Here is a 15,190-nt window from a genome sequence, read left to right on the forward strand (position 1 = left end):
CCTGCCGCAAGCTCACATCGAGGCCGCAAAGGGATCGGCTAACGGCACATGAGATGACAGATAAGCCTCACCACAGGGCTACTCATCTTGTCGCGCAACCAACCTCAAGCGTTCACGGCTCAGCCGTCGACGACAACTCCGTCGACCTTGCTGTCGTAATCGATGTCCATAGGGATGAAGCTGCTGTGGAAGAACAGACCGGACTTGCGAGGTTCGGTGGTGCCATCGGGCGGGAGGGTTACCGCTTCCCGGTACCCGAGGGGTCGTCCGCCAATCACGTGCTCGGGGAGTCGTCCGATGGCGAGCGTGGGATACGGGGCTACACCTTCCGGCATCTCATCACCGAAGTGACGCTTCGCTCGAGCGTGGAACATCGCGGCGTAGACGTTCGCGATCATCCAAGCCTCGGCGAGAACCACCGGCACATCGACCCGCAGCGAGATGGCCTCCAGCCCTTGCTTGGGCTTCACATGCGGGCGACTGAGATACGTCAGCATAGGGCGATCGAAGATCGGCACCGACTTCCCTTCTCCGAACGCACTCACCGGGATCTGCCCAAGTTCGTCCGGCGGCGTGGTTATGAATTCGATGCGGACGTCTCCGCGGGCGCTCACCGCAAGGCCGTGCTTCACTTTGTTGTGAGCCGCGTTCACAGACATCTCGTCGCCCGTCAGCAGCGAACTCGCGTGGTTCACCCATGCCCTGGCGGTCTCTGCTGCAGCGGCCACGTTCTCGTCGACGCGCGTCCCAGGCGTGAAGAGGCATCGCAGGAACAACTCTTCGTCGGCACTCAGGGCAGCGACGGCCTTCTGGACTACCTCAATGAGGGCGTTGGGGCTATCCGCAATCGCCAGCCACGTGCTTGGTGCGTCACCTTCCTTCGGCTTCGCCGCCGTCACTGCGTACATGAACCGGAACAACGCCTCGGCGGCCTGGTGGCGCAGACTGAGTGCCTCGACCGCTACCTGTAGCCGACGATCCTGCTCATCGAACACCAGCAACGGGTCCGTCTTGGTCAGGCCGAGAGCGTCGAAAAACTCCGGCTCGTCAGTCGGCGTCGGGGCCACCATACTGCGCTCCGCGGTAAGTAACGATGAGATCCGCGAGGCGAAGTACGCTGCCGGATGCGAAAGGAAGAACTCGTCATCGAGGGCCCTGGCATGGCTCTCGCTCAGATGAATGCTCTCGGCGCGCAGGTGTAGGTGCATCGGGTTCCCTCCAAGGGCTCCTCACTATTATGGCGGCGTCGGGCGACACCTCATCGAACGTGCGCACGCTTGCGATTCCGCATCTCGAGCGCATAGCGAAGCCCGACTAGGAGTAAGGCTCGTTAGGTTCTTTTCGCTATTATTTCCACGCTTAGGTTGAGGCCCGTCGAATGTCACGACTGGTATGACAATTCCCGCAAGAACGAGAATTTGGATTCCAGCAACAGTGTGCTTTTCGAGCATTCGATCACCACTGATTCTCTGTTGCGTCCCCGCCTGAGACGGTTACCGCAAGGTAAAACGAGGTGCAGCACGAAGTGCGGCACCTCGAGCCTCGACATTCTGATCGACCATCGATACGCGTGGATAGTCAATAACAGTCATTCAGTATCGATAGTCGAAAATGTCAAGTACGCAGGATTTCGGCAGTGGTCACGCACAGATGAATTTTGCCCCTCAGCATGGCTATGTTTGACCACCTGCAGCCCCGCAGTCAAAAACGATCGTTTCCGGTTCAGAATTTTGACGAACAAGGCCCGACAGGGGTCGCGACAGAAGTAGCGCGAAATCCTACGTTTGGCGTCGTTGGCGGGTGAGTCAGGTGGACTTGTCCAAGCACGATGAGTGCCATGGATACTTCGATGAGGACGCGGAGGAGCGCTACTTGCTGCGTTGTGGGTATCCCAGTGAAGGACGAGGCCGCGTCGCCCGTACTGGTGAGTTCAGCGGTCTCGAAGATCTGAACGGCCAGGGTGCGTGGCACGTCGTCTTGGGAATCTCGCGAGCCTTCGTGCACTGCGACCGTTGGGACCTGCTCGTCCGGGTAGCTCTGGCTTGCCCTCTATTGGATTCTGGCTTCCCCAGCGCCGTGCTCGAGTCAGCGTGTCCAAGATCAGGGGGAAGCGACGTCTCTTGTCCCCCAAAGGGCCTACAGACGGCGCAGTGCACCCCCGCTTACGATCATGACCAATAGTTACGTTCGGTCATCGAGTCGAGGAGGACCCTTTGAAGAAACAGATGAATACACGCCAGTCGTTGGGGATCGTTATCACGGGGGCGCTGGCAGTGTCTATGCTCACCGCGGCACCAGCGTTCGCTGACGAGGCTTCAGGCCCGGGTGGCGAGGGGGTGACAGTCGAAGAGGTTTCCAGCGCTCTCGACAACCTAGGTGAAGGCCTTCTCAAGGAGTCAGTCAGCACGCAGCCAGACACAATGAGCAGAGGCAGCGAGGATCAGCTCATAGTAGAGGTTCCGACCAATGCGAGGGAAGGAGTGTCGATGACAGCGGGAGACTTCTCGCTCCGAATCTCGCTCCCGAACGCCTCGAAGTCGGAGTTGGCTGCTCCGCTTGACAATGGTGCGGTCGCGTACCCGTCCACGGGGGCGAGTTCAAACGTAGTTGTTCCCACAGACGGCGGCGTGCAGCTTCTCTCCATCATCGACAGCGAGAAGGCTTCGGAGTCGTACTCGTACGATCTGACAATGCCTGCGGGAAACACGCTTGAGGCGACGGCCGACGGTGGCGCGGAAGTCGTCGACGCGCAGGGCAACACCACGGTGTTCTTCGAACCGGCATGGGCCCGTGACGCCAACGACAAGGCGGTCCCCACCCGATACGTCGTGGAAGGCAACACGTTGATCCAGATCGTGAGCCACAAGGGACTCACCGACGTCGCTTACCCGGTCGTCGCCGATCCTATCCCGGTCATCGTTCTCGTCTTGACGACAATCGCGATGGTCGCCGTCGCCGTCGCCGTGCTCGGTGTTGCGACCTACATCGTCTTGGGCTGGTGGAACACCTGCCGCGCGATGGGGAAATACCCTGAGCTGTCCACGAAGAATGGCTTCACCGCACGGTGCGTGCGATGACCACCGCCGGGAGCAACCTGGGCGGCAGTTCAGTCGGGACAAGAGCCGGTGTCGTGTTGATCACGATTCATGCGTTCATGATCTCGACCGGGTTGCTCCTCATCGCGGGGATGCTCAGCGCAGCTGCCGCATTCACAGGCGGATCGACAATCACAATCCCGTTGGTGGCATCGTTCAACGGATCCTCAGCGGGGGGAACTTCGCCGGCCATGACGATGACCGGATCATGGGTCGCTGCCGCCGTGCTGGTAGCAACCTTGACGGTAGCAATCAGTCTCTTGATCATCAAAATGTCGAGTCTGAGAGAAGTGCATAACGCACGATCCTGATTCCTCGAGGAGTGCTACCCGCCGAGAAACTGGCTCTGCGGGTAGCACTCCTGCCGTGCAGGTGCTGCGGCTCAAGGTTCGTCTCCTGGATACGCTCCGCAGCTGAGGGGAATCTCGGTTGACGTCGAGGCATTGCGCGATCTTCCGCACACAGTGCTGCTGTCGGATGAGCTCACCACGATCTACGAGTTCTGACCGACGCCGGCCTTCACTGCGACAGTTCTCGCGCTCCTGAAATCTGACGTCCCACAAGCCGGACGCTGAACGGGCGGCTAAGTGTTCACGCGCCGGTGGGTGTTCATGACAACTTCGGAGCGCGGCGCTGCCCCCTGCGCCGGTCAAAGCATTGCGGTCAGTACTCCGCCGTCAGCGCGCACGGCGGCTCCGTTCGTTGCAGATGAAAGCAGGCTCGAGAGATAGACGGCAAGGTTCGCGATTTCGGCGGGCTCGATGAAGCGCTCGAGGAGAGAGGTCTGGTTTCCTCCAATGATGGTCGCCTTCAGATCATCCGTCGAGAGTCGTTGCGCCTCGGCGATGTCGCGGATGGTATCGGCTACACCGTCTGAGTAGGTCGGGCCGCCAAGAATTGTGTTAACCGTCACGCCGGTACCGCGGGTGAGCTTAGCTAGGCCGTTACTCAAAGCGAGCATTCCCGCCTTGGTCACGCCGTAGTGCGTCATATCAGCGGGTATGTTTACGCCTGATTCGCTCCCGATGAAGATGATCCGACCCCATCCTGCGTCGATCATCCTGGGCATCAACTCTCGGGACAGTCGGACTCCGCTCATCACGTTCACGTCGAAATAGCGCGACCAGTCATCGTCGGGTATTTCGGCGAAGGGCGTCAAGTCGAAGAGTCCGACGTTGTTAACAAGGATGTCGACGCCGCCGAGCGAATCGAGAAGGCGCTGCACTTCAGCGGCGTCCGCAAAGTCCGCCGCAATACCGGTCACGTTCCCACCAGGTACTTCAGCTTGGAGGTTCTTCAGCGCTTGCTGGAGCCGGCTGTCGTCACGGCCGTTGATGACCACCGCTACGCCCTCCCGGAGAAGCGCCTTCGCGATCGAATACCCGATCCCTTGCGACGAACCGCTTACAAAGGCACGTTTGTTTTCCAGCTGCATATCCATGGTCGAGGGACCTTTCGTTTTTTACTTGCTCAGTCAAGTAAAAACTAACCTCATTTGGTTGCTCAGTCAAGTAAACCTGTAACGTGTAACCATGACCGATTCCAGCGCCCCGAACCGTCTCACAGGAAATGACCTCGCGACGTGGGCGGCGCTTGCGACGGTACTGGAATGGCTGCCGCCCGCCCTCGACGCCCCTCTGATCCGCGGTTTCGATCTCACGCACTTTGAGTACGGCATCCTGTTCGCATTGGCTGACGCGCCGGACCACACGCTGAGGATGACCGTTCTGGCTGATTATGCGAACAGCTCGCTTTCGCGGTTGTCTCGAGCAGTGTCGCGTATTGAGGGACGGGGTTGGGCACAGCGCACTCGAGACCCCCTGGATGGGCGATCGATGCTTACCAGCCTGACCGAGGCCGGGCTGGAGATGCTCGACAAGGCCACCCCGGTGCACACTTTGTCGGTCACGGAATTTGTCCTCGATCCGCTCACAAAGGCACAACAGAGTCAGCTGCGAGAAATCAGTCTGAGTATCCAGCGAGCAATCCGGAAGCAGGAGGGATGGCAGCCGCCAAAATCACTCTCCTCCGACACTGACTAACAAACCAAGCCGGGCTCATCCTCAACGTGGATGGCGGGTGGATGGGTCGCTAGTCCTTACGCGCAATTACCGCTTCGGGCCGCAAGTCGAGGCGACGCAACAGCTGAGCGTTCGCCGCAACAACGACGGTCGAGGCCGACATGAGCAGCGCTCCGACGGAGATCGGCAAGACGAAGCCGATGGGGGCGAGCACTCCAGCGGCGAGGGGAACCGAGATCAGGTTGTAGCCGGCAGCCCACCACAGGTTTTGGCGCATCTTGGCGTAGCTACGACGCGAGAGTTCGAACACGGCAAGCACCGAGCGCGGGTCGTCGCTCGCGAGCACAACACCGGCCGAGGCAATCGCCACGTCTGTTCCGGCGCCGATTGCAATTCCTACATCCGCCTGGGCAAGCGCCGGGGCATCGTTCACACCGTCGCCGACCATGGCAACAGTGCCGCCGGCCTTTTGCAATTCGGCGACCTTGCTTGCTTTGTCTTCCGGATGCACGCCCGAGAACACCTTGTCGATGCCGAGTTCTGCCGCCACCGATTGGGCAACAGCGTCCGCATCTCCCGTGATCATCACAACCGTGATGCCCTTCGAGTGCAGGGCATCAATTGCCTGACGCGAATCTTCGCGCACTTCATCCGCGAGGCCGATTGCGCCGATCACGTGACCGTCAGAGAGCACGTGCAGAATGATCGCGCCCTGATCCGCCCACTCGGTAGTTACATCGATGGGCTGCTGGTCGTGCTGACGCAGCATGCTTGGCCCACCAACGCTGATCGTCGCGCCACCAACATAAGCTTCAACGCCAACACCGCTCGACGAGCTGAAGTTTGAGGCAGTGACTCGTTCGAATTCACGGTCGTGCGCTGCCGCCACAATCGCCTTAGCCAGCGGATGCTCGCTGTCGTTCTCAGCAGCAGCTGCGAGCCGAAGCACCAGATCTTCACTCGCATCCCCGACCGCCGCGACGTGCGTGACTGCTGGCTCGCCCTTCGTGAGGGTTCCCGTCTTGTCGAAGAGAACGGTGTCGACCTTGCGCATCGTTTCGAGCGCAAGGCGGTCTTTCACGAGCACTCCGGCACGAGCCGCGCGCTCGGTCGAGATCGAGACGACGAGCGGGATGGCGAGACCGAGAGCGTGCGGGCAGGCGATGACGAGCACGGTGATGGTGCGCACGATGGCATCGTCGGGGCTGCCAACAAGGGTCCAGACTGTAGCGGTAATCGCAGCGGCACCGAGCGCGAACCAGAACAACCAGCCAGCAGCAGTGTCCGCAATGCGCTGGGCGGGCGACGACGAATTCTGCGCCGTTTCGACAAGTTTCGTGATGCCCGCGAGCGCCGTGTCATCGCCAATCGCCGTGACCTTCACTCGGATCGAGTTGTCGGTAGCCACCGTTCCCGCCACGACGCGGTCGCCCTCGCCGCGGGTAACCGGCTGCGACTCTCCGGTGATCATCGACTCATCCACCTCGGCTGAACCGTCAATCACTTCGCCGTCGGCGGGTACGCGTCCGCCGGGGCGCACGATGACGACGTCGCCAACAACGAGGTCAGACGGATGCACGGTGACAAAGTCATCCCCCTCAACTTTCTCCGCCTCATCCGGAAGCAATGCGGCGAGCGAGTCAAGAGCACTGGAGGTTTGCGCTAGCGAACGCATCTCGACCCAGTGGCCGAGCAGCATCACAACAATCAGCAGCGCGAGCTCCCACCAAAAGTCGAGTTCATGCGCAATCAGCCCAAGAGTGGATGCCCACGATGCGACGAAGGCGACCGAGATCGCCATCGAGATCAGCAGCATCATTCCCGGCTTACGGGCTTTCAACTCAGAGAAACCGCCCGTGAGGAATGGCTTGCCGCCCCAGAAGTACATGACGGTGCCGAGAACCGGCGAGATCCAGTTGATAATCGCCAGGTCAGGCAACGTGTAGCCCAAGATTTGGGAGAACATCATGCTGAAGCCAACGACGGGAACCGCTATCACTAGCATGATCCAGAAAAGTCGTCGGAACTGAGCGACGTGGTCACCATGACCACCATGGCCATCGTGGTTCTCGTGCCCTTGTCCGTGTTTATTGTGCGCGGCGTGCGCCGTCGTCCCGGTCGAGTGCGAGTCAACTGCGTCTGAGTCCTGTGCCATCATCTCATCCATGGCCGCAATGTTATACCCCCCTAGGGTATATTTGCAACCCACATTTCTCAGGTCGGCGCTAGCGTAGAGCCGTGACTACTTTCAGCGCAGAAATCGTGTCCGCAGTACTCGCCCACATGAATAGCGACCACAACGGTGACAATTTGCTCATCGTGCGTGCGTTTGCGGAATCCTCTGCGATCTCCGCCGCAATGGTCGCGCTCGATGACACCGAAGGCACGTGGCAATACTCCGACGTCAACGGCATCGAGCACCACGTCACTGTGCCCTGGAGCACCGTAATCAGCGAGCGCGCAGAGATCCGCCACGAGATTGTGCGCCTCTATGACAAAGCATGCGCAAAGCTCGGGGTTGAGGCCCGACCGCACAGCTAAGGCGCGATCGGCACCCAAAGAAAAATCACCTCATACTGCCCCTAGCCAAACCATATGGGCGAGGGGTACGAATAAGGGTCAACAGCTCAATCATCGTGTTTGAGCAGAGGGGGCACTGCAATGACTACATCACCTAACCGACTGCTGGGCGTTATTTTTGGCGCGGTTTACGTTCTTGTCGGAATACTCGGCTTTTCCGTCACCAATGGTGTCGGCTTCTTTGCGACCGAGGGCGGTTTGCTCCTCGGTCTGTTCGAGGTCAACATCTTTCACAACGTCGCGCACATTCTGATCGGCGCGGCTCTTCTTCTCGCCGGAATCTCGAACAAGCGAGCCGCTCGCGCCACGAACTCAACCGTAGGGTTTGCCTACCTTGTGCTTGGTTTCGCTGGCCTGCTGCTCGTTGGCAGCCCGCTGAACATTTTGGCGCTCAACGCTGCCGACAACGTGCTTCACTTCGCCAGCGCTGTTGTTCTCCTCGCCGTTGGCCTCGGAGCAGACAAGCGGGCTACCGGCGTAAGCGCCTAGCCCGACAGCCTGCGCCTACTACGACCAGAATTGAGAGGAGAACAATCATGTCCACAATTACCCGAACCTGGATAGCCTTTGCCGCAATCGGCACCGGTCTCATCCATGTTGCGCTCGTGATCGGTTCTCCTCTCGCTCTGGCGATTCCCCTCGGCCTGCTTGGCATTGTCGAGTTCGGTTGGGGAATTCTGACCTTCGCTCGCGACGAGCTTCCGGCACCCCGTGCCGCAATGGTCGTCGCCGTAGTCCCCATTGTGGCGTGGGGGCTGATGGTTGCTGCGGCATCCAGCCTGCAAATTCCTGCCCTAGCTTCAGTAATGGATGTCGTTCCTTGGGGCGCTGCGGCAATCTTCCAACTTTTTGTGGCCGGCACCCTGTCGCTGCACGAGCGTCGTGTTCGTGAGGGAAAGCGCGGCGAGAGCGCTGCGCCCGGAGCGGCACGCTACCTCACCGCTCTCATGGTTGGTGCGCTCGTGGTGTCTGCTCTCACTACTCCCGCTCTGGCCGCTACGGAGGCAGGGATCTATGCCCAACCGCATGGTGAGCACGACGGAACGTTCGTTCCTCAGCAAGACGAGGGCACGGGTGGGAACGACAACGATCTCTTCAATCTCCCCAACCACGACGGTCACTAGCGGAATCGCACAACAAATACTGCCCTTTCGGACGATGCGCCAAGGTCGCGTATCCCACTAGAGTGAGGGTCACCTAACTAACCTCGCTAGGAGACCTCAGTGGCCGTTATTCCGTTCTCCCAGGCTCTCCGTGAGCGCACGTGGTCAAGCCACGGCGATAGCGAGGGTGCAGATTTTATGAAAGATCTGATGACGGGCAAGGGCAGCCGCGATGACTACATCGCTCTCGTCGCTCAGCACTACTTCATTTACGAAGCCATCGAGGCCGCAGCGGCCCACTTTGCCGCGAACCCCGTGGCCGCACCATTCATCACCTCGCAACTCACTCGCTTGCCTGCGATCGAAGCCGACCTAGAGTTTTTGATCGGTGCCGACTGGCGCGAGCAAATCACTCCCCTGCCGACCGCTGCCGCCTATGCAACACGCGTCCGCGAGATTGCCGCCCAAGACTGGGCTGGCGGGTTCATCGCCCACCACTACACCCGCTACCTCGGCGACCTTTCTGGTGGCCAAGTCATTCGCACCCTGATGCAGCGCCAGTTTGGTTTCGAAACCAATGGTGTCGGCTTCTACCTGTTTGACCAGATCGCAAAGCCAAAAGAGTTCAAGAACACCTATCGCGACCAACTCGACGCTGTTGAGTGGGATGACGCCGAACGCGACCGCGTCATCGGCGAAGTTCTTGCCGCGTACAAGTTCAACACTGACCTGTTCGTCGACCTGTCCCGGGCAAAGGCTGCCGCCTAGCTAACCCGCTTCAACTTGGGCCCGTAACGAGTCGAGCGTTTCCAGAATTGATACCGACACATCGAGTGGATGCTCGGGGGCCTCGGTTCGCCCATCCGCAATGTGTTGAGCGATCGCCGTCGTCTGGAAGGCGAGTCCTTCGCGACCACGCAATCCTGTTCCGTCCGTGAACTCGGTGCGCTCATCCCCGCTTACCCAAGCAAACCCATTGGGGGCGTAGAACGGTGTGCGAACCTCGATGCGGGCAAGGGTGCCACAAATGCGGGCCTCCGTCGGGGTGTCGGCGAGCATGGTCGTGTGCAGCACGGCCTGGGCCCCGGTGGCATGGTTGAGGATCATTGCAGCCTGCCCATCGACGCCGCTGGCGAGCATCCGTCCCGCTGCGATCAACGAGGTGGGTGCGCCGAGCGCAAAGCGCGAGAACCACACTGGATAGATGCCGATGTCGCGCAACGATCCGCCGCCCAGTGCGGAGTCGAATACCGGCTGCCCCTGAGGTTCACCAAAGTTGGCACCGAAGTCGGCAGTGACGAGTGTCACGTCACCGAGGTCGCCATAGCCGAGCATCCGGGAAATGATTGTCGTCTGAGGCAGGAACCGAGTCCACATTGCCTCCATCGCGAAAACTCCAGCAGCGCGGGCCGCGTCCACAATCACCTGAGCGTCGGCAGCATCGATGCCGAGCGGCTTCTCGATGAGCGCGTGCTTCCCCGCGGCAATTGCCAGCAGCGCCAGGGGGCGGTGAAAAGTATTCGGCGCCGCGATGTAGACGATATCTACCTCGGGGTCGGCGACCAGTTGCTCGTAGCTGCCATAGCTGCGCTCAATGCCATTCTGTTGCGCAAACTCTGCCGCACGCTCAGCTGAACGAGAGGCAACCGCGACAACCCGTTGATCGGTATTGGCGTGCATCGCGGCCACCCAGTCGGTAGCGATCCCACCGGGAGCGAGCACTCCCCATCGCAGCGTTGGCCCACCTCGAAGCGGTGTTGCCGTCGGAGTTGGCAGAATCACGACAGTTCCCTTCCTAAAAAGATCGAATCGGCTCCACGGGCGAGCTCGACAAAGCCGAGGTGCCGGTAAAAAGCGATCGCGTTGTGATTGTCTTCGCCGACCTCCAAGTGGATGCCGGGCACGCCGCGAGCGCGAAGTGCAGCGAAGAGTGTCTCAAGCATGATCCGCCCGAACCCGTGCCCTTGTGCTCGAGGCAGTAGATCGATGTGAAGGTGTGCGGGATGACCCGCAATCACGCTATCTGGCGCATGCTGCGGTGAGTGCAGGTTAGCGATCAGTCCATCATCGAGGGTCGATCCCGTGACCAGAGGATACTGCGAGCGCAGCGCTGGCCACCATTCCTTCTCCTGCCAAGCCTCAAATTCACGGGTGTCCGCAGCGCCGAGTACATAGCCAGCGATCCCCTTGTCATCGGCAATGACAAAAGCAAACTCTGGTTGCCCGACGAGATATGGCCCCACATAAACGTGGCCAAGGAGATCGGGATTGTCGTAGAGAGCGCTCCCATCAGCACCGGCATCCGCTGTCAATAAGCACACTCGGTAGGTGCCGGGAAAGTCCTGCAGACCTGCTAACCGGATGTCGCTCATGGCTTCACCATATAACGTGCGTCAACTGGTCTAGGTTTCGCGTCACACGTTGGCCACGGAGTGGTCTAGACGGGGCACAAGAAACTGGCTGTTGATGGGCACTAACCCCGAAAATTAGAGGATATACCCCCAAAATTTCATTGGCAGAATTCGAAAATTGGTCTAATGTGCCCTTTACCGGGGATAACCAAATGGACTCTAATGTGAGGGTGACCGTAGTTATGGAATCAACCCGAAACACACTCAGGGCGCGCCTGCGAGAGTTGGTCGCGTCGACCGAGGTTGGCAAGAGCCTGCCCAGCGAACGCGACCTCAGCGCACAGTGTGGTGTCGCCAGAATGACCATTCGTCGAGCAGTGGATGCCCTCGTCGCTGAAGGACTCGTTGAGCGTCGGCACGGCTCCGGAACCTACGTGACCCCCCAGCCTTTCGTTCGCCTCCTCGGACTCACCTCGTTCTCTCAGGACATGCGCGACCGCGGCCTTGAGCCAAGCGCGCGGCTGTTGGCCTACCGCGTGGCCGAAGCAGACACGGCAATCGCCGCTCAACTACAGATCGCCCCCGGTGACCCCGTCGTTAGTTTTACCCGCCTGCGGCTGGGCAGTGGCGAGCCGATGGGTGTTGAAACTGTGTGGATTCCCCAAGCCTTCGTTCCCGGGATCAACGGTGGCGAACTCGGAGGATCTCTCTACGAGCTTCTCAGCACCCGCTACCGCATCATCCCCGGCGCCGCGAACGTGTCTATTGAGCCGGTACTCCCCGACCAACGCGTGCGCGAGTTACTCACCATTCCCGCAGATCAAGCCTGTCTGCGCATCCGCATGGTCGATTCTGATTCGCGCGGCACGATCATCATGATCGCCAACTGTTTCTACCGCGGTGACAAATATCAACTCACCGCTCAAGTGTCTGGCGCAGCATTCACTCCCGAACAAGCAAGGAATAGTTAATGCTCAGTGTTCTCGGTGTTGATGGCGGCCAGTCCGGCATCCGTCTCAAAAGCTCGGCCCAACCAGGAACCGTCGAGGTCGATGGTGTTAGCCGACTTGAGGGTGACACTGTTCGAGCAGTACACAATGCGATTGCCAGCGCCTGGAAACATGGTCGGTTCGCGCCAGTTGACCGCGTTGTTCTTGGCCTGACAACGTCCCCCCCTGACTCTGCCTCCGCAGCACGCCTGGGCTCCCTCATTGGAGCAACAACCGGGGCGCGCGAAGTGTGGATCGCCGACGACACCGTCACCTCCCACGCCGGAGCGCTCTCGGCCGAAGCCGGAGTCTCACTAATTACCGGCACCGGTGTCGGATGTCTCGCCCTGAAGAACAGCGGCGAATCTCGAGTTATCGATGGCCACGGCTACCTCCTCGGTGACGCGGGTGGCGGATTCTGGGTCGGCAGCCGCGGAGTAGCCGCTGTGCTCAAACAACTCGATGGCCGCGGCGAAACCACGCTGCTCACCGAACGAGCCGAAAGCCAGTTTGCGGGCCTCAAGAACCTTGCCGCCCGCCTTCACAGCGTGCACCGCCCAGTGAACCGCATTTCGCAGTTCGCTCGCGACGTGCTCACTGCTGCCGTCGAAGGAGATGCCGTAGCAAACGTAATCGTCAACGATGCCGCGCGAGAACTCTTCGAAACCGCTCGCGTTGGCCTCCACTGGGTCGGTCAAGACGCCCCACTCGCGCTAGGCGGCAAACTACTCGGCCCCAACACGGTGCTATTCGCCAGACTCGTGGAACTGCTCGCAGCGGAAGGGCTCTCTTTTCAGCCCGCTGATGCCTCATCCCTCGACGGAGCACTTCTTCTCGGCGCCGGCGAATCCGACAACATCTATCGAGAACTCATTCACGTGTGGAAAGAAGAGTCAGCATCATGACGCCAACCGCACTCAACGTCGAGTCCCCCGCTTCGCGCTACGTCACACACGCGATCGAACTCCTCGAACGGCTGCGCACCGACGAAGCCGAAAACATTGTTGCGGCATCCAGACTGATTGCCGACGCATTGATTGCCAAACGGATCGTTCATGTATTTGGCACGGGGCACTCCCACATGCTCGCCGAAGAACTCTTCTACCGGGCTGGCGGTCTCGTCAACGTGCACCCGATTCTCTTCGAGGGCCTCATGTTGCACGCGAGTGCACCGCTCAGCACCTCGCTTGAGCGCCTGCCCGGTCTTGCCGATGCTCTGCTGCTTGACCACCCACTTTCGCCAGGCGATGTGCTGATCGTTGCCTCGAATTCGGGAAGCAACGCGGTCACCTCCGAGCTCGCTCAGCGTGCGCTCGATCAAGGCATTCCCGTGATTGCACTGACGAGCCTCAACCACGCGACCTCGCCTGCCGCGCGGCCAACGCTATTACCCAAGCTTCATGAACTGGCAACGGTCGTGATCGACAACGGCGGCTCTGTTGGTGACGCCGCCGTCGACATCACCGGAATCGACAAGCGAGTTTCGGCAACCTCCACCGTCGTTGGTGCAGCGATTCTCAACGCGGTCATGGCAGAAGCCATTCAACTAACCGTTGACGAGGGAGTCATTCCCGACATTTATGAGAGCAGCAACACGAGCACCGGTGATGCTGGCAATCACAAGTTCACCACCAAAGTGACTGCGGTATGACAAGCGCCGATCGCACCACACATCCTGGATCGCCCTTCGCGATCCGAGGCGTGATTGAGGGGTTCTACGGGCCGCCCTGGAGTCACGAACAACGACTCGACCTCATCAGCTTTCTCGCCGAGCGCGGAATGAATACCTTCGTCTACTCGCCAAAAGATGACCCCCTCGTTCGCCACGAATGGCGCACACCCTATGCCGGCGCGGAGCTCACCCGCCTTGCCGAACTCATCGACCACTGTGCCGCGCTAAATATGACGTTCCTGTACTGCCTCTCCCCCGGCCTCACCATCAAATACTCCAGCAGCACCGATCACGAGATGCTCTTGGCCAAGTTCGGCGCCGTGCGCGAATTGGGCGTCACCAGTTTTGGGTTGCTGCTCGACGACATCCCCACCCGGCTACAGCATCCCGAGGATAAGGCTGCATTCGCTGATCTTGTTGACGCACAACAGTCGCTGATCGGCACTGTGTTCTCGCAATTCAGTAGCGACACTCACCTCACTGTCTGCCCGACTCAGTACTGGGGCTATGGAACCGAGGAATACATCACCCGCCTCGGCACCGGGATTGATCCCCGAATTGACCTGTTCTGGACGGGGCGTGCGATTTGCTCCGCGACCCTTGACCTCACTGACGCCGCCGCGTTCGCGCGATCGACCGGCCGCCCGCCGACCTACTGGGATAACTACCCCGTGAACGATGTTGCGATGGGCCACGAACTTCACATCGGCCCCTACCAAGGCCGCGACCCCCAGCTGTACCGCTTCTCCACCGGCATCATTGCCAACGGCATGGAACTCTTCGAGTCATCCAAGATTCCGTTTGCCACCATTGCCGATTATCTGCGCGACCCGGAGGGATACGACCCCGAAGCTAGCTGGAAGCAAGCGATTCTGGATGTCGTTGGCCCAGAGAACGCAGCCGATTTCAGCCTCTTTGCTGACACGGTTCGTTCCTCGTGTCTCTCGCTCGACGATGCTCCGGATCTCGCAGAGGCTCTTGAGCGCTTCACGTTCGAGGTGGACTACGGCGATCGCGCCCGAGCCGCAACTGAGCTACTGCAGCGTGCGAACTTAATGGTGCAGGCCGCGGATCGTTTGCTCGACGGCCCGGTTAGTAATCCTGAACTTATCGCCGAGGTTCGCCCGTGGCTTGAGTCGTTCCGGGTGGGCTCGCTTGCCCTCGTTGAAGTGGCGACGCTTGCTGCTGATGATCGACTTGATTCTGACGGTCCCGCAGTTCTTCGCCCGTTCCTCGATAGGCTGCGAAGTGCACACCGTCGAGTGTTTGGCGATCTGATCGATATGACTTTGGCGGAGCTTGTCGCCGCCGGGGGCTCACCACCCGCATCACCTGCTAATGCATCACCCGTTACTGCATCACCTACAGCAAAGGACTGA

16 protein-coding genes are annotated in these 15,190 nt (G+C 60.0%); 10 read left to right on the forward strand and 6 right to left on the reverse strand.

The annotated features are described in order from the left end of the window. Positions 1 to 119: 119 nt before the first annotated feature. Complete coding sequence (locus tag ACOH1Z_RS07440; RefSeq protein WP_449647812.1) at positions 120 to 1,208, reverse strand: hypothetical protein; 1,089 nt, start codon at positions 1,206 to 1,208, stop codon at positions 120 to 122. A gap of 1,017 nt (positions 1,209 to 2,225) precedes the next feature. Here ACOH1Z_RS07440 and ACOH1Z_RS07445 point away from each other — a divergent pair. Continuing rightward, complete coding sequence (locus ACOH1Z_RS07445) at positions 2,226 to 3,077, forward strand: hypothetical protein (RefSeq protein WP_449647813.1); 852 nt, start codon at positions 2,226 to 2,228, stop codon at positions 3,075 to 3,077. Positions 3,078 to 3,144: 67 nt separating this feature from the next. Here ACOH1Z_RS07445 and ACOH1Z_RS07450 read toward each other — a convergent pair whose 3' ends face one another. Both ACOH1Z_RS07450 and ACOH1Z_RS07455 read right to left on the reverse strand, forming a co-directional pair. Further along, the gene (locus tag ACOH1Z_RS07450) at positions 3,145 to 3,363 is read right to left on the reverse strand and encodes a hypothetical protein (RefSeq protein ID WP_449624961.1); all 219 of its coding nucleotides are present in this window, start codon (positions 3,361 to 3,363) and stop codon (positions 3,145 to 3,147) included. Positions 3,364 to 3,744: 381 nt separating this feature from the next. Continuing rightward, positions 3,745 to 4,536: an SDR family NAD(P)-dependent oxidoreductase gene (locus ACOH1Z_RS07455; RefSeq protein ID WP_449647814.1), complete on the reverse strand. Its 792-nt coding sequence runs from the start codon at positions 4,534 to 4,536 to the stop codon at positions 3,745 to 3,747. A gap of 91 nt (positions 4,537 to 4,627) precedes the next feature. Here ACOH1Z_RS07455 and ACOH1Z_RS07460 point away from each other — a divergent pair, with 91 nt between their 5' ends. Then, positions 4,628 to 5,137 carry a MarR family winged helix-turn-helix transcriptional regulator gene (locus ACOH1Z_RS07460; RefSeq protein WP_449647815.1) on the forward strand — a complete coding sequence of 170 codons (510 nt, stop codon included), beginning with the start codon at positions 4,628 to 4,630 and terminating at the stop codon, positions 5,135 to 5,137. Between the two features lie 49 nt (positions 5,138 to 5,186). On the opposite strand, the gene ACOH1Z_RS07465 is transcribed toward ACOH1Z_RS07460, so the two are convergent. Further along, positions 5,187 to 7,274, reverse strand: coding sequence for a heavy metal translocating P-type ATPase (locus ACOH1Z_RS07465; RefSeq protein ID WP_449648211.1), 2,088 nt, complete (start codon positions 7,272 to 7,274; stop codon positions 5,187 to 5,189). Between the two features lie 80 nt (positions 7,275 to 7,354). Here ACOH1Z_RS07465 and ACOH1Z_RS07470 point away from each other — a divergent pair, with 80 nt between their 5' ends. The 4 genes from ACOH1Z_RS07470 to ACOH1Z_RS07485 all read left to right on the forward strand — a co-directional run bounded on the left by ACOH1Z_RS07470 (position 7,355) and on the right by ACOH1Z_RS07485 (position 9,567). Further along, complete coding sequence (locus ACOH1Z_RS07470) at positions 7,355 to 7,657, forward strand: DUF2470 domain-containing protein (RefSeq protein WP_449647816.1); 303 nt, start codon at positions 7,355 to 7,357, stop codon at positions 7,655 to 7,657. A gap of 120 nt (positions 7,658 to 7,777) precedes the next feature. Then, the gene (locus ACOH1Z_RS07475) at positions 7,778 to 8,185 is read left to right on the forward strand and encodes a DUF4383 domain-containing protein (protein ID WP_449647817.1); all 408 of its coding nucleotides are present in this window, start codon (positions 7,778 to 7,780) and stop codon (positions 8,183 to 8,185) included. A 47-nt stretch (positions 8,186 to 8,232) separates the two neighbouring features. Then, positions 8,233 to 8,820 carry a hypothetical protein gene (locus ACOH1Z_RS07480; protein WP_449647818.1) on the forward strand — a complete coding sequence of 196 codons (588 nt, stop codon included), beginning with the start codon at positions 8,233 to 8,235 and terminating at the stop codon, positions 8,818 to 8,820. Positions 8,821 to 8,919: 99 nt separating this feature from the next. Beyond that, a complete protein-coding gene (locus tag ACOH1Z_RS07485) occupies positions 8,920 to 9,567 on the forward strand; it encodes a biliverdin-producing heme oxygenase (protein ID WP_449647819.1) in 648 nt (215 codons plus the stop codon). Here ACOH1Z_RS07485 and ACOH1Z_RS07490 read toward each other — a convergent pair whose 3' ends face one another. Beyond that, the gene (locus tag ACOH1Z_RS07490) at positions 9,568 to 10,581 is read right to left on the reverse strand and encodes a Gfo/Idh/MocA family protein (protein WP_449647820.1); all 1,014 of its coding nucleotides are present in this window, start codon (positions 10,579 to 10,581) and stop codon (positions 9,568 to 9,570) included. Then, positions 10,578 to 11,171, reverse strand: coding sequence for a GNAT family N-acetyltransferase (locus ACOH1Z_RS07495; RefSeq protein WP_449647821.1), 594 nt, complete (start codon positions 11,169 to 11,171; stop codon positions 10,578 to 10,580). The genes ACOH1Z_RS07490 and ACOH1Z_RS07495 overlap by 4 nt, the downstream gene beginning before the upstream one ends. 191 nt (positions 11,172 to 11,362) lie before the next feature. On the opposite strand from ACOH1Z_RS07495, the gene ACOH1Z_RS07500 reads away from it, so the two are divergent. The 4 genes from ACOH1Z_RS07500 to ACOH1Z_RS07515 are packed head-to-tail and all read left to right on the forward strand — an operon-like array spanning position 11,363 to position 15,190. Further along, positions 11,363 to 12,121, forward strand: coding sequence for a GntR family transcriptional regulator (locus ACOH1Z_RS07500; RefSeq protein ID WP_449647822.1), 759 nt, complete (start codon positions 11,363 to 11,365; stop codon positions 12,119 to 12,121). Beyond that, positions 12,121 to 13,044, forward strand: coding sequence for an N-acetylglucosamine kinase (locus tag ACOH1Z_RS07505; protein WP_449647823.1), 924 nt, complete (start codon positions 12,121 to 12,123; stop codon positions 13,042 to 13,044). Before ACOH1Z_RS07500 ends, ACOH1Z_RS07505 begins: the two co-directional genes overlap by 1 nt. Beyond that, positions 13,041 to 13,790, forward strand: a complete 750-nt coding sequence (locus ACOH1Z_RS07510) for an SIS domain-containing protein (RefSeq protein WP_449647824.1) — start codon at positions 13,041 to 13,043, stop codon at positions 13,788 to 13,790. Before ACOH1Z_RS07505 ends, ACOH1Z_RS07510 begins: the two co-directional genes overlap by 4 nt. Further along, positions 13,787 to 15,190 (forward strand): protein O-GlcNAcase, encoded by a 1,404-nt coding sequence (locus ACOH1Z_RS07515; protein WP_449647825.1) that lies wholly within the window; start codon positions 13,787 to 13,789, stop codon positions 15,188 to 15,190. Before ACOH1Z_RS07510 ends, ACOH1Z_RS07515 begins: the two co-directional genes overlap by 4 nt.

It is taken from the genome of Rhodoglobus sp., from assembly GCF_053580035.1.